This window comes from Cupriavidus sp. CER-90 (genome assembly GCF_057652055.1).
The window spans coordinates 312,829-329,499 of record NZ_JBYGYM010000002.1 but is presented as its reverse complement, the minus strand read 5'-3'; the positions used below and the strand labels follow the sequence as shown (position 1 = coordinate 329,499).

The 16,671-nt window shown below is 67.8% G+C and carries 19 protein-coding genes; 14 read left to right on the top strand and 5 right to left on the bottom strand.

The genetic code is table 11. The features are described from left to right. Position 1 precedes the first annotated feature (1 nt). The 12 genes from urtC to ureG all read left to right on the top strand — a co-directional run bounded on the left by urtC (position 2) and on the right by ureG (position 9,451). Positions 2 to 1,201, top strand: a complete 1,200-nt coding sequence (gene urtC / locus AC24R4_RS12015) for an urea ABC transporter permease subunit UrtC (RefSeq protein WP_400391180.1) — start codon at positions 2 to 4, stop codon at positions 1,199 to 1,201. Further along, entirely contained in the window at positions 1,198 to 2,046 is an 849-nt protein-coding gene (urtD, locus tag AC24R4_RS12010; protein WP_092594643.1) for an urea ABC transporter ATP-binding protein UrtD, read from the top strand. Before urtC ends, urtD begins: the two co-directional genes overlap by 4 nt. A 2-nt stretch (positions 2,047 to 2,048) precedes the next feature. Further along, positions 2,049 to 2,741, top strand: coding sequence for an urea ABC transporter ATP-binding subunit UrtE (gene urtE / locus AC24R4_RS12005; RefSeq protein WP_400391183.1), 693 nt, complete (start codon positions 2,049 to 2,051; stop codon positions 2,739 to 2,741). 104 nt (positions 2,742 to 2,845) lie between these two features. Then, on the top strand, positions 2,846 to 3,727 hold the full coding sequence (locus AC24R4_RS12000; protein WP_400391186.1) for an urease accessory protein UreD: 882 nt from the start codon (positions 2,846 to 2,848) through the stop codon (positions 3,725 to 3,727). A gap of 50 nt (positions 3,728 to 3,777) precedes the next feature. After that, positions 3,778 to 4,080, top strand: a complete 303-nt coding sequence (locus AC24R4_RS11995; RefSeq protein ID WP_092594639.1) for an urease subunit gamma — start codon at positions 3,778 to 3,780, stop codon at positions 4,078 to 4,080. Positions 4,081 to 4,137: 57 nt separating this feature from the next. Next, positions 4,138 to 4,776 (top strand): HupE/UreJ family protein, encoded by a 639-nt coding sequence (locus AC24R4_RS11990; protein ID WP_400391189.1) that lies wholly within the window; start codon positions 4,138 to 4,140, stop codon positions 4,774 to 4,776. A gap of 21 nt (positions 4,777 to 4,797) precedes the next feature. Then, positions 4,798 to 5,103: an urease subunit beta gene (locus AC24R4_RS11985; RefSeq protein WP_092594635.1), complete on the top strand. Its 306-nt coding sequence runs from the start codon at positions 4,798 to 4,800 to the stop codon at positions 5,101 to 5,103. Then, positions 5,103 to 6,821, top strand: coding sequence for an urease subunit alpha (gene ureC, locus AC24R4_RS11980; RefSeq protein ID WP_400391193.1), 1,719 nt, complete (start codon positions 5,103 to 5,105; stop codon positions 6,819 to 6,821). The genes AC24R4_RS11985 and ureC overlap by 1 nt, the downstream gene beginning before the upstream one ends. A 10-nt stretch (positions 6,822 to 6,831) precedes the next feature. Further along, positions 6,832 to 7,422: an urease accessory protein UreE gene (gene ureE / locus AC24R4_RS11975; protein WP_487523178.1), complete on the top strand. Its 591-nt coding sequence runs from the start codon at positions 6,832 to 6,834 to the stop codon at positions 7,420 to 7,422. A gap of 12 nt (positions 7,423 to 7,434) precedes the next feature. Continuing rightward, the gene (locus AC24R4_RS11970) at positions 7,435 to 8,121 is read left to right on the top strand and encodes an endonuclease domain-containing protein (RefSeq protein ID WP_487523177.1); all 687 of its coding nucleotides are present in this window, start codon (positions 7,435 to 7,437) and stop codon (positions 8,119 to 8,121) included. Further along, positions 8,118 to 8,810, top strand: a complete 693-nt coding sequence (locus tag AC24R4_RS11965; RefSeq protein ID WP_487523176.1) for an urease accessory protein UreF — start codon at positions 8,118 to 8,120, stop codon at positions 8,808 to 8,810. The genes AC24R4_RS11970 and AC24R4_RS11965 overlap by 4 nt, the downstream gene beginning before the upstream one ends. A 17-nt stretch (positions 8,811 to 8,827) precedes the next feature. After that, positions 8,828 to 9,451, top strand: coding sequence for an urease accessory protein UreG (gene ureG, locus AC24R4_RS11960; protein WP_400397100.1), 624 nt, complete (start codon positions 8,828 to 8,830; stop codon positions 9,449 to 9,451). 33 nt (positions 9,452 to 9,484) lie between these two features. Here ureG and AC24R4_RS11955 read toward each other — a convergent pair whose 3' ends face one another. The 3 genes from AC24R4_RS11955 to AC24R4_RS11945 form a co-directional block, all read right to left on the bottom strand. After that, positions 9,485 to 9,862 carry a helix-turn-helix domain-containing protein gene (locus AC24R4_RS11955; RefSeq protein ID WP_400397103.1) on the bottom strand — a complete coding sequence of 126 codons (378 nt, stop codon included), beginning with the start codon at positions 9,860 to 9,862 and terminating at the stop codon, positions 9,485 to 9,487. A 446-nt stretch (positions 9,863 to 10,308) separates the two neighbouring features. Next, positions 10,309 to 11,001 (bottom strand): glutathione binding-like protein, encoded by a 693-nt coding sequence (locus AC24R4_RS11950; protein ID WP_400395765.1) that lies wholly within the window; start codon positions 10,999 to 11,001, stop codon positions 10,309 to 10,311. 124 nt (positions 11,002 to 11,125) lie between these two features. After that, positions 11,126 to 12,388 carry an acyl-CoA dehydrogenase family protein gene (locus AC24R4_RS11945; protein WP_153947610.1) on the bottom strand — a complete coding sequence of 421 codons (1,263 nt, stop codon included), beginning with the start codon at positions 12,386 to 12,388 and terminating at the stop codon, positions 11,126 to 11,128. Positions 12,389 to 12,558: 170 nt separating this feature from the next. Here AC24R4_RS11945 and AC24R4_RS11940 point away from each other — a divergent pair, with 170 nt between their 5' ends. Both AC24R4_RS11940 and AC24R4_RS11935 read left to right on the top strand, forming a co-directional pair. Next, complete coding sequence (locus AC24R4_RS11940) at positions 12,559 to 13,503, top strand: LysR family transcriptional regulator (RefSeq protein WP_400395767.1); 945 nt, start codon at positions 12,559 to 12,561, stop codon at positions 13,501 to 13,503. Positions 13,504 to 13,792: 289 nt separating this feature from the next. Then, a complete protein-coding gene (locus tag AC24R4_RS11935) occupies positions 13,793 to 14,914 on the top strand; it encodes a CAP domain-containing protein (RefSeq protein WP_487523175.1) in 1,122 nt (373 codons plus the stop codon). A 91-nt stretch (positions 14,915 to 15,005) separates the two neighbouring features. Here AC24R4_RS11935 and AC24R4_RS11930 read toward each other — a convergent pair whose 3' ends face one another. After that, positions 15,006 to 16,010, bottom strand: a complete 1,005-nt coding sequence (locus tag AC24R4_RS11930; protein WP_487523174.1) for a hypothetical protein — start codon at positions 16,008 to 16,010, stop codon at positions 15,006 to 15,008. Next, positions 16,007 to 16,612: an RNA polymerase sigma factor gene (locus AC24R4_RS11925; protein ID WP_487523173.1), complete on the bottom strand. Its 606-nt coding sequence runs from the start codon at positions 16,610 to 16,612 to the stop codon at positions 16,007 to 16,009. The genes AC24R4_RS11930 and AC24R4_RS11925 overlap by 4 nt, the downstream gene beginning before the upstream one ends. Positions 16,613 to 16,671 lie beyond the last annotated feature (59 nt).

Here is a 16,671-nt window from a genome sequence, read left to right as displayed (position 1 = left end):
CATGAGCAGCTTTTCCTCTTCATCCCGCAAGGCGTTCAAGCTGTCGGTGCCGGAGCGCCAGCCGCTGTTCTCGGGCCGCGTATGGACGCTGCTGGTGCTGCTGACCGTGGTCGTGGCCATCGGCGTGCCCATCTGCGCGCTGGTGCTGCCGGAGACCCATCCGCTGCACCTGTCGGCCTACGCGCTGACGCTGTTCGGCAAGATCATGTGCTTTGCGCTGGCGGCCATCGCGCTGGACCTGGTGTGGGGCTACTGCGGCATCCTGAGCCTGGGCCACGGCCTGTTCTTCGCGCTGGGCGGCTATGCGATGGGCATGTACCTGATGCGCTCGATCGGCCGCGAGGGGGTCTACAAGAGCGACCTGCCCGACTTCATGGTGTTTCTGGACTGGAAGGAGCTGCCGTGGTTCTGGCACGGCACCGAGCACCTGCCGTATGCGCTGCTGCTGGTGGTGCTGGTGCCCGGCGTGCTGGCGTGGCTGTTCGGTTTCTTCGCGTTCCGGTCGCGCATCAAGGGCGTGTACCTGTCGATCATCACGCAGGCCATGACCTATGCCGCGATGCTGCTGTTCTTCCGCAACGAGACGGGATTCGGCGGCAACAACGGCTTCACGGACTTCAAGCGCATCGCCGGCTTCGCGGTGGCAGCGCCGCAGACCCGCGCCGCCCTGTTCGTGCTGACCTTCCTGGCGCTGGTGGCCGGCTTCATAGCGTGCCGCTACATCGTCACGTCGAAGCTGGGCCGCGTGGTGACCGCCGTGCGCGACGCCGAAACGCGCGTGATGTTCTCGGGCTACAACCCGCTGGGCTACAAGCTGTTCGTCTGGACGTTTTCGGCCGTGCTGTGCGGCATTGCGGGCGCGCTGTACGTGCCGCAGGTGGGCATCATCAACCCGGGCGAGATGTCGCCGGCGAACTCGATCGAGATGGCCGTGTGGGTCGCCGTCGGTGGCCGCGGCACGCTGATCGGGCCCATCGTCGGCGCGTTCCTGGTGAACGGCGCCAAGACCATGTTCACGGCCTACTTTGCCGAGTACTGGCTGTTCCTGCTCGGCGCGATGTTCGTGCTGGTGACGCTGTACCTGCCCGATGGCGTGGTGGGGCTGGTGCGGCGCCTGCGGGGCCAGCGCACCGCCGCGGAAAAGATCGAGGCGGCCACCGATGAAGCGGCGGTGGCGCCGCAACAAGGGAGCAACGCATGAACGCCGCGCTGGGACTGCAACAGGCAGAGAGCGGAGACGCCACCGGCCTGGGCCGCATCGTCGAACCCGGTGTCATCGACACCACGCACGGGCCCATCCTCTATATCGAGGACCTGACCGTGCAGTTCGACGGCTTCCGCGCGCTGAACAAGCTGTCGCTGTCGATCGACCATGGCGAGCTGCGCTGCGTGATCGGCCCGAACGGCGCCGGCAAGACGACCATGATGGACGTCATCACCGGCAAGACCGGCCCGCGCAACGCGAACGTCACGGGACGCGTGTTCCTGGGCCAGACCATCGACCTGATGCGGATGACCGAGCCGAAGATTGCCCAGACCGGCATCGGCCGCAAGTTCCAGAAGCCCACCGTGTTCGAGCAGCACGCCGTATGGGAGAACCTGGAACTGGCGATGAAGGCCGACAAGCGCTGGTGGTCGTCGCTGCGGGCGCGGCTGACCGGCGAAGGACACCGCCGGATCGAGGAAACCCTGGCGCTGACGGGCCTGGAGGACGAGGCCTACCGGCCCGCCGGCCTGCTGTCGCACGGCCAGAAGCAGCGGCTGGAGATCGGCATGCTGCTGATGCAGCAGCCGCAGCTGCTGCTGCTCGATGAACCCGTGGCCGGCATGACCGACGAGGAAACCATGCAACTGGCGGCGCTGCTCAACAGTCTGCGCGGCAGTTGCTCGATGATGGTCGTGGAGCACGACATGGAGTTCGTGGCCGCGCTGGCGGGCGACGCTGGCCGGGTGACGGTGCTGGCCGAAGGCAGTCTGCTGGCCGAGGGCACCCTCGACGCCGTCAAGCGCGACGAGCGCGTGATCGAATCCTACCTGGGAAGATAACCATGCTGCAGGTCAATGCACTGAACCAGTTTTACGGCGGCAGCCACATCCTGCGCGATGTGTCGTTCGAGGTGCCGCACGGCAAGCTGACGACGCTGCTGGGCCGCAACGGCGTGGGCAAGAGCACGCTGCTCAAATGCCTGATGGGCGTGGTGCCCACCCGCAGCGGCAGCGTCAGCTGGGACGGCAAGGCGCTGGAGAAGAAGGCGCCCTATGATCGCGTGTCGGCCGGGCTGGCCTACGTGCCGCAGGGCCGGGAGATCTTTCCGCGCCTGAGCGTCGAGGAAAACCTGCTGATCGGCGCCGCCAGCCGGGGCAAGCCGGCCGGCATACCCGACCGCATCTACGAGCTGTTTCCCGTGCTGCGCACGATGCGCCAGCGCCGGGGCGGCGACCTGTCGGGCGGGCAGCAGCAACAGCTGGCCATCGGCCGCGCGCTGATGAGCGAGCCCCAGCTGCTGATTCTTGACGAGCCGACCGAGGGCATCCAGCCGTCGATCATCCAGGACATCGGCCGCGCGCTGCGCCTGCTGGTGGACGAATTCGGCATGACCGTGCTGCTGGTGGAGCAGTACTACGAATTCGCGCGCCATCTGGCCGATCACTACGTGGTGATGAGCCGGGGCGAAGTGGTGGCCAAGGGCGCGGGCGCGACGATGGAACAGGACGGCGTGCGGGAACTGATCGCGGTGTGATGCCCCGCCGAAGGCACGCGTGCTGCCGCGCCTTCCGGTGACGGCGGCCGCGCGCTATGATCCGTGGCATACCTCCGCGCGCGTCCGCGCCTGCCTTTTTCATCATGCGTCATCCGGATTTTCCTTCGTCACTCGCCATGCCTGTTGGTTGGCACGCCAGCCTGCGCCTGCGCTTTGCAAACCGCGCGGGCCGCACCGCCATGGTCGAGCGCCGGCACGAGGGGCCGTTGCGCGTGCAGAAGCCGCTCTACCCGGAAGGGGCCATCTGTCATGGCGTGGTGCTGCACCCGCCGGCCGGCGTGGCCGGGGGTGACCTGCTCGATATCGACATCGCCGTGGAAGCCGGCGCGCACGCCGTGCTGGCGACGCCGGGCGCCACCAAGTGGTACAAGTCGCAGGGCCGCGACGCGGCGCAGCAGGTGCGTATCGAAGTGGCCGAAGGGGCCAGGCTGGACTGGCTGCCGCAGGAGAACATCGTGTTCGACGATGCCCGGGCGCGCATTGCCACCGATGTGGTGGTGGCGCCCGGCGGCAGCGCCATCGGCTGGGACGCCGTGGTGCTGGGCCGGCTGGCCTCGGGCGAGCATTGGGCCCGCGGTTCGCTGTGGCTCGATACGCGCATTGCCGGCCCGGACCGTGCGCTGTGGATCGAGCAATCGCTTCTCGACGCCGGCTCGCCGTTGCGCGGCGCGCTGGCCGGCATGGACGGCCTGCCCATCCTGGCCACGCTGTGGGCCGTGGGGCAGGGCGCCACGCAGGAACTGGCCGAATCGCTGGCCGAGCGGTTGCCGTATCGCCCGGACCTCCGGGCCGGCGTGACCTGCCTGGCAGGCCGTGGACAACCGGCAAGCCAGTCGATGCTGCTGGTCCGCGTGCTGGGCCGCGACATGGAGGCGGTGCGCCACCTGATGATCGATTGCTGGAACACCCTGCGCATGCCGATCCACGGCGTGCCGGCCCGGCCCCTGCGGCTCTGGGCCACCTGACGGCACATCAACAAGAACGCCAACAAGAACACCAGAACGGAAACGCCAACATGGAACTGACGCCGCGCGAGAAAGACAAGCTGCTGATCTTCACCGCCGCCCTGCTGGCCGAGCGCCGCCGGGCGCGCGGGCTCAAGCTCAACTACCCCGAGTCGGTGGCGCTGATCACCGCCGCCATCATGGAAGGCGCGCGGGATGGCCGCACCGTGGCCGAACTGATGCACGAAGGCACCACGGTGCTGCGCCGCGAGGACGTCATGGACGGCGTGGCCGAGATGATTCCGGAAATCCAGGTGGAAGCCACGTTCCCGGACGGCACCAAGCTGGTCACCGTGCACCACCCGATCGTCTGAAGCCATTCCCCGGCCCAGCGCCCGAACCGAACGCTCAACAAGAAGAGGACCAACCCTATGCAACGCCCGACTTTCGCCCGCGTCATGACCGGCGCCACGCTCTCGCTGGCCGCCGTCTCCGCCTTCGCCCACCCCGGCCACGACGCCGCCACGGTCGGCGCCAGCCTGTTCGCCGGCCTGGCCCACCCGTTCACCGGTGCCGACCACCTGCTGGCGATGGCCGCCGTGGGGGTCTGGAGCGCACTGATCGCCACGCCGAAGGGTGCCTTCGGCCAGGAGGCGTCGAAGCGCGACATGCTGTGCCTGCCGCTGGCCTTCGTCGCGATGATGCTGGTGGGTGCCGCGCTGGGGCTGGCCGGGGTGACGCTGCCGGCCGTGGAGCCGATGATCGCGGTCTCGCTTCTCGTGATCGGCCTGCTGGTGGCGATGCGTGCGAAGCTGCCGGCGCTGTCCGGCATGGCCATCGTCGGCGGCTTTGCGCTGTTCCACGGCTACGCGCACGGTGCGGAGCTGCCGGCCACCGCGGCGGCGCTGCCCGGCGTGCTGGCCTATGTCGGCGGCTTTGCGGTCAGCACGATGGCGCTGCATGTGATGGGTATTGGCGTTGGCGCGTTCCTGCGTCGCCATGCGGGCTGGATGGCGCGCGTGGCCGGGGCGGGCGTGGCGCTGTATGGCGTTGGCCTGCTGGTGGCCTGACGTTCGCAAAGGAGCCAGGCGATGATTCCCGGTGAACTGATGCCGCTGGACGGCGAGATCGAACTGAACGCGGGCCGCGCCACGGTCAGCGTGACCGTGGCCAATACGGGCGACCGGCCGGTGCAGGTCGGGTCGCACTTCCACTTCTACGAAACCAATGCGGCACTGTCGTTCGACCGCGAAGCCGCGCGCGGCTTCCGGCTCGACATCGCGGCCGGCACGGCGGTGCGCTTCGAGCCGGGCCAGTCGCGCACGGTGCAGCTGGTGGCGCTCGATGGCGACCGCATCGTCTACGGCTTCAACGGCAAGATCATGGGAGCACTGTGATGAGCGTGAAGATTTCACGGCAGGCCTACGCCGAGATGTTCGGCCCCACCACTGGCGACCGCCTGCGCCTGGCCGATACCGGCCTGGTCATCGAGGTGGAAAAGGACTTCACGATCTATGGCGAGGAGGTGAAGTTCGGCGGCGGCAAGGTGATTCGCGACGGCATGGGCCAGAGCCAGCGCATGTCGAAGGATTGCGTGGACACCGTCATCACCAATGCGCTGATCATCGACCACTGGGGCATCGTCAAGGCCGACATCGGGCTCAAGCACGGCCGCATCGCGGGCATCGGCAAGGCCGGCAACCCCGACATCCAGCCGGGCGTGACCATCGTCGTGGGGCCCGGCACCGAGGTGATCGCGGGCGAGGGCATGATCGTCACGGCGGGCGGCATCGACACGCACATCCACTTCATCTGCCCGCAGCAGATCGACGAGGCGCTGATGAGCGGCGTGACCACGATGATCGGCGGTGGCACCGGCCCGGCCACGGGCACCTTCGCCACCACCGTCACGCCGGGGCCGTGGTACATGGAGCGCATGCTGCAGGCCGCCGATGCCTACCCGATGAACATCGGCTTCCTGGGCAAGGGCAACGCCAGCCAGCCGGCGCCGCTGACCGAACAGGTGCAAGCGGGCGCCATCGGCCTGAAACTGCACGAGGACTGGGGCACCACGCCGCAGGCCATAGACACCTGCCTGTCCGTGGCCGACGATACCGACACGCAGGTGGCCATCCACACCGATACGCTGAACGAGGGCGGCTTCGTCGAGGCGACCATCGCCGCGTTCAAGGGCCGCACGATCCATACGTACCACACCGAGGGTGCGGGCGGCGGCCATGCGCCGGACATCATCAAGGTGTGCGGGGAATCGAACGTGCTGCCGTCGTCGACCAATCCCACGCGGCCGTACACGGTGAACACGCTGGACGAGCACCTGGACATGCTGATGGTCTGCCATCACCTGGACCCGGCCATCGCCGAGGACATCGCGTTTGCCGAGTCGCGCATCCGGCGCGAGACCATCGCCGCCGAGGACATCCTGCACGACCTGGGCGCGTTCTCGATGATCTCCAGCGATTCCCAGGCCATGGGCCGCGTGGGCGAGGTCATCATCCGCACCTGGCAGACCGCGCACAAGATGGCGGCCCAGCGCGGCAAGCTGCCCGGCGATCCGCACGACGCGCGCGGTGGCCACGACAATTTCCGCGTGCGGCGCTATATCGCCAAGTACACGATCAACCCGGCCCTGACGCACGGCATCGCGCACGAGGTGGGCTCGATCGAGGTGGGCAAGTGGGCCGACCTGGTACTGTGGAAGCCGGCGTTCTTCGGCGTGAAGCCGAGCCTGATCATGAAGGGCGGCATGATCGCGGCGGCGGCCATGGGTGACCCCAATGCGTCGATTCCGACGCCGCAGCCGGTGCATTACCGGCCCATGTTCGCGTCGGCCGGCGGGGCGCTGCCGAAGTCGTCGCTGACCTTTGTCTCGCAGGCGGCACTGGCGGCCGATGTGGGCGGGCGCTACGGTCTGGCCAAGACGCTGGCCGCCGTGCGCGGATGCCGCGCGGTCAGCAAGCGCGATATGGTTCACAATGACTGGCAGCCGCACGTGACCGTGGACGCCGAGACCTACCAGGTAGTGGCCGACGGCCAGTTGCTGATGTGCGAGCCCGCCACGGTGCTGCCGATGGCGCAACGCTACTTCCTGTTCTGAAGCCGAAGCCGTGATCAAGATCGACAAAGTCCTGCCCGCGCCGCACGGTATCGCACCGGTGCTGGTGCGGCGCGCCCCCAAGCTGGTCCTGCCGTTCGGCGACCGCAGCAAGAGCCGCCTGCGCGCGGCGCTCGACAACGGCGCCGAAGCGGCGCTGTTCCTGCCGCGCGGCACCGTGCTGCGCGGCGGCGACCTGCTGGTGGCCGAAGACGGCACCTTCGTCGAGGTGCAGGCCGCGCCGGAATCGGTGCTGCAGGTGACGGCCACCGACCCGCTCGCCCTGATGCGCGCCGCGTATCACCTGGGCAACCGCCACACGCCGGTGGAAGTGGGGCGCGACTACCTGCGCCTGGAATACGATCCGGTGCTGGCCGACATGCTGACGCGCCTGGGGGTGCAGATCGCGCGCGCCGAACAGCCATTCGAGCCCGAAGCGGGCGCCTACGGCGGCGGCCACAAGCACGGCCACGACGCGACGTTCGCCGAAGACTACGCGGCGGCCCAGGCGGTGTTCCACGAACATCACGGGCATGGCCACGGTCATTCGCACGATCATGACCACGGTCATGTGCATGATGAACACTGCGGGCACAAGCATTAACCGGATGGCATCGTGAATCAGGCGCCTGCCCTCTCCCCCAGCCCCTCTCCCGCGCGCGGGAGAGGGGAGACCACCACCGAGGTGGCAAATGCTGCTGGTGTTCTCCCCTCGCCCGCCAGCGGGAATGCGGAGGCCACCGACCGCGTTTCCAATGCTGCTGGTGTTCTCCCCTCTCCCGCCAGCGGGAGAGGGGCCGGGGGAGAGGGCAGGCGGCTGACCCACCACGAATTCGCGAAACAGCTACGTTCGCATCAAACCGCAGCCGAAGAGCGCCTGTGGTACTTCCTGCGTGCCCGCCGTTTCCTGGGCCTGAAGTTCAAACGTCAGAAGCCAGTCGGCCCGTACATTGCCGATTTCATCTGCATGGCGCACAAACTGATCGTCGAGGCCGACGGTGGTCAACACGGCTCGCTTCGAGATGTCGATCGCGATATCTGGCTGGGGGAACAGGGCTATACCGTGCTCCGCTTCTGGAACAACGAGATCCACGATCAGATCGAGGGTGTGCTGGAAGCCATTCGTCAAGCTGCTTTGGTCAATGGGCTGGTCGAACCGCTGGCGCCCTCTCCCGCGCGAAGCCCCGCCCGTGCAGCAAATGCGGGCGGTCTGCGCCCCTCTGCCGCTTGCGGAAGAGGGGCCGGCGGAGAGGGCGAGCCCGCCACGTTGCCAACAACGTGCAAACGGAGCCGTACGCCATGACCGCGCTCTCCCAGTTGATCTCGCTGCTGCACCTGGCATCGCCGGCGTTGCCCATTGGCGGGTTCAGCTATTCGCAGGGGCTCGAGGCGGCCATCGATTGCGGGCTGGTCAGTGACGCCGCCACGGCCGAGCACTGGATTCGCGACAACCTCGTGCAGGTGCAGGCCCAATGCGAGGCGCCGGTCTGGCTGCTGTTGCATCGTGCCTGGCGGCAGCAGGACGCGGCCGCGGTCGCCGGCTGGAACGACTGGTTCCACGTGACCCGGGAAACGTCCGAATTGCGGCTCGAAACCGAGCAGATGGGCTGGTCGCTGGCCAGGCTGATCGGCCAGATGGAATGGGGCGATGCGGCGCTGCGCGACACCCTGCGCAGCCTGTCCCCGCTGTGCCTGCCCACGGCCTTTGCCGCGGCGTGCGTGGCGCTGGATATCGATGCCCGCGAAGGGCTGGCCGCCTACGCGTTCAACTGGGCCGAAAACCAGGTGGCCGCCGCGCTCAAGGCGGTGCCGCTGGGCCAGGTGGCCGGCCAGCAGATCCTGCGCGGCCTGCACCGCCATGTGCTCGACACCGTGGACGAGGCGGCCCGTCGCGCCGATGCCGACCCGCCGCAGCTTTCCACGTTTTCTCCGATGCTGGGCCTGCTGTCCGCGCGACATGAGACCCAGTATTCCCGGCTTTTCCGCTCCTAGCGTTCCTGGACCGAATCATGACCCGTACCAAGAAGAATCCTCCGCTGCGCGTTGGCGTGGGCGGCCCCGTGGGCTCCGGCAAGACCACCCTGCTGGAAATGCTCTGCAAGGCCATGCGCGACCGCTATGACCTGGTGGCCATCACCAACGATATCTACACCAAGGAAGACCAGCGCCTGCTGACCGTCTCGGGTGCCTTGCCGGCCGAGCGCATCATGGGTGTGGAAACGGGCGGCTGCCCGCATACGGCGATCCGCGAGGACGCTTCGATCAACCTGGAGGCCGTGGACCGCATGCTGGCCAGGTTTCCGGATGCCGACGTGGTGTTCATCGAATCGGGCGGCGACAATCTGGCCGCGACCTTCAGCCCGGAACTGTCCGATCTGACGATCTACGTGATCGATGTGGCGGGGGGTGAGAAGATTCCTCGCAAGGGCGGACCGGGGATTACGAAATCCGACCTGCTGGTGGTCAACAAGACCGACCTGGCGCCCTACGTGGGGGCGTCGCTCGACATCATGGAAAGCGATACGCGCAAGATGCGTGGCGATCGTCCGTTCGTGATGGGCAGCGTGAAGTCAGGGCAAGGCCTGGACCAGGTGATTGCCTTTATCGAGCAGCAGGGCATGCTGAACGTCTGAGCCCTGCAGGCGCCCCGCCGTGGGCGGGGCGTTTCAACGAGCGTGCCGGCGCGCCAGTGCCCGTGCCACGCCAGCCACGACATCGCGATCGACGTCGTTGAGATCGGCCATATAGCGCAGCGTTGCCTGTACCGACGGAGACTGCTCGGCGTCGAACGGCGAGCGCGGAGCTTCCTGCGCCTCTTCGGGCCGATGCTTCGAAAAGTCAAGCATCTCGGTAGGCGAAACGCCGAGCGTGTCGGCAAGGGTACAAATGTTATACAGGGCAACATTGCGCGTGCCGCGCTCGATGCCGCTGAGGTAGGATCGGGCCAGGCCGCTTTCCAGCGACAGCGCCTCCTGAGACCAACCCCGTTGCTTGCGCAACCAGGTCAAATGGCGCCCGAACAGCTTGAGTGGGTCTGCTGTCATATGCTGCTGTGTGGATAGTAAGTCGCTAAGTCGATCGAGACTAAGGGCTCGATCTATGCGGAACGACAACTTATAGTTGGTCGTTCTATCGGTGCCGGTTCCTCATCGTAAGCGATACACCTGTCACCAATGCGGCACAGTTGCCGTGCCGGTCAGTCATCACAGACCGCCCTTCCACAGGGTGTCCACAACCCGTCCAGGGCGGAAATCCGCGCCACGCGGACCATTGGGCATCCCGGCACCCGTCGGTGCACGCTCCATTTTCAGCAAAATGCGATGCCGATAGGCGCGCGCCCATGCCGGGACGGGCGTTGTCACCCGACCCCGACACCCGATGTTGTGGGCTTCATCGATTCTCATTTCTGTGTCATTCCGGCAACGGCCGGACCCGGACGCCTGCCCCGGGTCCGTGCAGGACACGTCACCCGTCCGGGTGACGCCCGTGCCTAGCGCCGCTGGTACTGCGTGGCGCCGAACAGGATTTCGCGTTCCTTGTCCGACTGCAGCGGCTTGCGTTCCTTGGCCAGAACCTCCACGCCGCGCTTCACGGCCGGACGCTCGGCAATTTCGTTGAACCAGCGTTTCAGGTGCGGGTAGTCGTCCAGTTCCACGCCCTGGTTTTGCCAGCTGCGCAGCCACGGGAACGTGGCAATGTCGGCGATCGAATAGCTGTCGCCGGCCAGCCAGGCGTGGGCCGACAGCTGCTTGTCGATCACGCCGTACAGGCGCTTGGCCTCGTTGGTATAGCGGTTCACCGCATACTCGATCTTTTCCGGCGCATAGATCCGGAAGTGGTGCGCCTGGCCCAGCATCGGGCCCACGCCGCCCATCTGGAACATCAGCCATTGCAGCGCGTCGTACTTGCCGCGCACGTCGTCGGGCAGGAACTTGCCGGTCTTGCCGGCCAGGTACAGCAGGATCGCGCCCGATTCGAACAGCGAGATCGGCTTGCCGTCGGGGCCGTCGCTGTCGACGATCGCCGGAATCTTGTTGTTGGGGCTGATCTTGAGAAAGTCGGCGCCGAACTGGTCGCCGGCACCGATATTGATGGGATGGACCTTGTACGCCAGGCCGCATTCCTCAAGCATGATATGGACCTTGTGGCCGTTCGGAGTGGCCCAGGTGTAGACGTCGATCATGTGCAACGCTCTCCGTGGAAGATTGGCCGGGGCATTTAAGCACAGAGTGAATAACCCTGCTGCCAGCACATGAAAAAGCCCGGCACGGGGCCGGGCTTGTCGGTCGGGCAGGCCGCCAGGCCTGTCAGGCGCCGCGCGTCACGGGCATCCGGATGCTGTCGGCACTGACGTTCATGTGCTTGGCCAGTTCCAGCTTGGCGATGGCGTTGCGGTGCACCTCGTCCGGGCCGTCGGCCAGGCGCAGCGTGCGCTGGTGCGCCCACCAGTTGGCCAGCGGGAAGTCGCCGGACACGCCCGCGGCGCCGTGCACCTGGATGGCCCAGTCGATCACGCGCAGCGCCACGTTCGGTGCCACCACCTTGATCATCGCGATCTCGGCCTTGGCCACCTTGTTGCCCACGGTGTCCATCATGTAGGCCGCCTTCAGCGTCAGCAGGCGTGCCATCTCGATATCGCAACGGGCTTCGGCGATGCGCTCCTGCGTCACGCCCTGACGGGCCACTTCCTTGCCGAACGCCACGCGCTCCAGGCTGCGCTTGCACATCAGTTCCAGCGCGCGCTCGGCCACGCCGACACTGCGCATGCAGTGGTGGATACGGCCCGGGCCCAGGCGGCCCTGTGCGATCTCGAAGCCGCGGCCTTCGCCCAGCAGGATGTTGCTGGCCGGCACGCGCACGTTCTTCAGTTCGATTTCCATGTGGCCGTGCGGCGCGTCGTCGTAGCCGAACACGGGCAGGAAGCGTTTGATGGTGATGCCCGGCGTGTCGGCCGGCACCACGATCATCGACTGCTGCTCATGGCGGCCCGCCTGCGGGTCGGTCTTGCCCATCACGATGTAGACCTTGCAGCGCGGGTCGCCGGCGCCCGACGACCACCACTTGGTGCCATTGATCACGTAATAGTCGCCGTCGCGCTCGATGCGGCATTCGATATTGGTGGCGTCCGACGATGCCACGGCCGGCTCGGTCATCAGGAACGCCGACCGGATCTCGCCGCGCAGCAGCGGTTCCAGCCACTGGTCCTTGAGCGCCTCCGATGCGTATCGCTCCAGCGTTTCCATGTTGCCGGTGTCCGGCGCGGCGCAGTTGAACACCTCGGCCGACCAGGGCACCCGGCCCATGATCTCGCACATCGGCGCGTATTCCAGGTTCGACAGGCCTTCCGGGGCCCGCTTCGAACGCGGCAGGAACAGGTTCCACAGGCCCGCCTCGCGCGCCAGCGGCTTCAGTTCTTCGACGACCTTGGTCGGCACCCATGCATTGCCCGCCTCGCGGTTGGCCTGCACCTCGGCGTAGAAACGCTTTTCGTTCGGGTAGATGTGCTCGTCGAAGAAAGCCAGCAGCCTGGCCTGCATCTCCTTGACCTTGGGCGAGTATTCGAATTGCATGGGGTCTCCTCGGGGTTTGATGGGCACGCCGTGCCGACTGTGGCTACTGTATCGGAACGTGACTAATAAGAAAAATGAATTTTCTGGATTGGTCAGTATCAATATTGTGCATTCCGTGCCAGAATGCGCGACATTGATGCCTCAGTAAAGCACGCGCGCAGGAAGGTGCCATGCAACTCAGCCGGATCGACCTCAATCTCTTCGTGGTGTTCGACGCCATCTACAGCGAAGGCAGCATCACGGCCGCGGCGCGGCAGCTGAACCTGACGCAGCCGGCGGTGAGCCACGCGCTGGGGCGGCTGCGCACGCTGTTCGACGATCCGCTGTTCGAGCGGCGCGGGCAGGGCATGGCGCCCACGCCGCTGGCGCGGTCGCTGGCCAGCGAGGTGCGCGGCGCGCTGCAGTCGTTCGCGCGGACCCTGCAGGACACGCCGCACTTCGATCCCGCCAACACCACGCGGCGCTTCACCATCGGCATGCGCGACGCGCTGGAGAGCACGCTGCTGCCGCCGCTGATGGCGCGCGTGACCGCCATGGCGCCGCACGTGGAAATCGCGGCGATCCGCTTCGACCGCCGCGAGATGGAGTCCGAACTGCTGGCCGGCACGCTCGATACCGCCATCGACATCCTGCTGCCGGTGTCGCCGGCCATCCATCACAGCGCCTTCATGTCTGACCCGATGGTGGTGCTGGCTCGCCGCGACCATCCGTTGGTGAAGAAGGAACTGACGCTGGAACGCTATCTGGCTGCCGAACACGTGCACGTGTCGTCGCGCCGGCGCGGGGCAGGGCTGGAGGACCAGGCGCTGCACCGCATGGGCCTGACGCGCCGCGTGCGACTGCGCTGCCAGCACTATGCGGCCGCCTGCCGCGTGGTCAGCTGCACGGACCTGCTGGCCACGCTGCCGCTGCGCTACGCGCGCATTGCCAACGAGCCCTATGCCAACCGGCTGCTGTCGCTGCCGTTCAAGGTGCCGTCGCTGGAACTGCATCTGTACTGGCATGCGGGGGGCGAGAACGACGGCGCCAACCGCTGGCTGCGCGAACAGCTGATGGCGGTCATGACGTCGCTCGGCAGCGGCATGGGCGATGTCTCGGCCGCGCCCGCAAGCTGACGCACCCCCGCCGTACTGGCCCCGCGCCAAGCGCCGCGCCGCGCGCGTGCAGCGCGCTCGGATCACAGCGTAAGAAAGTGTTCGAAAGATGGACGATGGTGGCGGGTGTCCCTACCATCACTGCGTTCCATCTGTCCCCGACGCCTCATTTGGCGGCGCAGCAGCGCCCAGGCGTCGTCCCGGCCCACACACCGGGATGCGGGCAGTTCCCCAATCCAGACCTATCACATCGAGGCACGCCGACATGCCAGGGAAACTCTTGCGCACTGCTTTCATCCACGGACGGCCGATGGCACGCGGCGCCATGGCCGCCTGTGCGGCCCTGACGCTGGCCGCCTGCGGCGGCGGTGACGGCGGCGGTTCGGCAACCGCCGCGGGCGGCAGCAGCGGCAGCGCCGCCCAATCGGGCGCCGCGACCCAGCCGGCCGCCAGCGGCCAGGCCGCCGCCGCGCCGACCGCCAGCGGCACCGACCGCGCCTGCTACACCGTCAGCGGCGCCGCATCGGCACCGGTGACCGGCTCGGTCGCGCTGCTGCCCGCGCGCGGCACAGGTGTATCCGGCTACAAGGTGCTGGCCGACGCGCGCAGCGCGGGCCTGTGCTACGCCAACTATCGCCGCGAGCAGGTGGGCCTGGCCCCGCTGACCGCGCGCGACCCGCTCAACACCGTGGCCCAGAACCACACGGCCTACATGCTGGCCAACAACACGCTGACGCACGATGAACAATCGGGCAAGACCGGTTACACCGGCGCGGCCCCGAACGACCGCATCCAGGCTGCGTACCCGAGCAACGCCACGGCCGAAGTGGTGGCCGGCGCCAATCGCTGGACGTCGCAAGCGGGCGCCAGCCTGTCGATGACGCCGAAGGACCAGCTCGTGATCGATCTGGTCGATGCCCCGTTCCATCGCGCCGCCCTGCTGGGCAGCTACGGATCGGCCGGCAGCGGGTTTGCCGAAAGCGTGGGCGCGGGCAGCAACGGCGGCACGCAGGCGTACGCCTTCCAGACCATCGACCTGGCCGACCGCAGCCAGGGCGGCGCCGACAACCAGATGGTGGCGTATCCGTACAACGGCCAGGCCGATGTGCCGGTCAGCTGGGTCAACAACGAGAGCCCGAATCCGGCGCCGGCCTACGCGGGCAAGACCATGGGCTACCCGGTGACGGTGCAGGCGGTGAACACGTCGCTGGCATTCAATGCCGACACGTTCTCGATCACCGATGCGGCGGGCAATGGCGTGCCGTGCGAGAAGGTGGATGCGCGCACGGCGGGCATGTCCGGCGCGGCGAGCGGGCTGGCGATCTGCACGCCGACCGCGCCGCTGGCCGGCAAGACGCGCTACAACGTCACCGTCAGCGGTACGCTGAACGGGCAGGGCGTGAATCTGAACTGGTCGTTCACCACGCTGTAACGCCGTGATCCATCGGGCCGGAATCGCGCCCGATGCGCGCCACGGGAAGGAAGACGGGAGGCATTGGCCTCCCGTTTTTTTGTGTCGGCGCCTAGTTGACGCCGGGCGGCTCGGTGCCCTGTTCGATGCGCAGCTGGCCGCGCGCGAGCGCGTCGTCGCGCTGGATGCCGTAAGGCGCCACGGGGCGCGCATCGGCGGGCATGGCCGCCCACAGCCGGGCCACCCAGTCGCGCACGGCCGCATTGTCGGGCTCGGCGCTCCAGACATGCAGTCCCTTGCCCGGGCGCCATTGCATGGCGACCGAAGCGGGATCGTCCTCCAGCGTGACGGTGGCCGATTTCCGCGCTTCCGGCACAGCCGCCTGCCCCGTGGCCTTGGAAGCGGCCAGCGATTCAGCCGGCGCCGGGGCAGGCGCCGCCATGTACGCCGACTGCGGCACGCGCCGCGCGCGCGCTTCGGCGCCCGCGCCTGGTGCCGATGCCGGTGCCGCGTCGGTCAGGACCTGCGCCGATGCCATGGGCGGCGGTGCGGCCAGGATAGCCGGCGCGGCAGGCGTGGATTCCGCAGTGGCCGCCGCCGGTGCGGTAGAAGGGGCGGGCGCCTTGCGGGTCGTGGGCGATGGCGTGGTCGGCCGACGCACGGGCGCCGCCTGGGGTGCCGCGTGCGCCGGGGCGGCCGCCGACGTGGCTTCCGACGGCTGCGCGGCCTGCGTCCGCAACCATGCCTCGGTGGGCGCGCTGACCGGCGCACCCAGTACGTCGTCGGCGGGCTTGCCCCGCAACACCTGATCGAACACGACATCGCGGCGCGCGGCCTGCGCGGCCTGCAATCGCGCGGCCTCGCGCAGCACGCTGTCGGACAGCGTGGGCGGTGCGCCAAAAGTGGGCGGTGGCGCCGACGTCCGCACCGCATCGCGTTCGGCCTCGGCCGCCATGCGCGCCTGCACCGCACGCGCGGCGGTGGCCACGGCGCTGGCCAGGCTTGCGGGCGCTTCAAAGCGCGGCACGTCGCGCAACAGCGCGGACAGCCGGTCTTCACCGGCGATAAACCGCTCGGCGGCGTCGTGGCCGGGATTGCCGGATGGCCGGGTCGTCATGGCCGGGGCTCCCCGGGCACCATGCCGCCATCGGCCAGCACCGTGCGCAGCCGGGCAAACGCATAGCGCAGCCGGCTCTTCACCGTCTCGAATTTCTCGCCCAGCATCGCGGCGATTTCCTCGACGCTCATCTCGCTGAAGAAGCGCAGCACCACCACCTCGCGCTGTGCCACGGGCAACTGCAGCAGCGCCTGGCGCACGCCGGCCAGATGCTCGCGCCATTGCGCCTCGGTCTCGGGTGTCAGGTCGTCCACCGGCATTGCCGGTTCGTGTTCGTCGATCGATTCGCGCAACCGGGCATGCGCGCTGCGCACCTGATCCAGCCAGGCATTGCGTGCGATCTGGAACAGGAAGGTGCGGAACGCGGCGGTGGGCGTGTAGTCGCCGCAGCGGGTCATCAGCTGGATCCACGTCTTCTGCGCGATATCCTCGGCCTCGCCCGTGTCGCCCCGGCACAGCCAGGCAACGTAGTTGAAAAGGCCGCCATTGTGGCGGCGGAACAGTTCGCCGATCGGGGCCTCGATGACGCCGCCGGCCACCAGCAGCATCAGGTCGGCGTCGGGCAGCGCAGCGATGTCGGGGGCGGGGCTGGCAAGCGTCATGGCAACGAGTATAGATTGCCGCTCGGCGGGCGGCGGCTGTCATGAAACGAAGCAGGCTG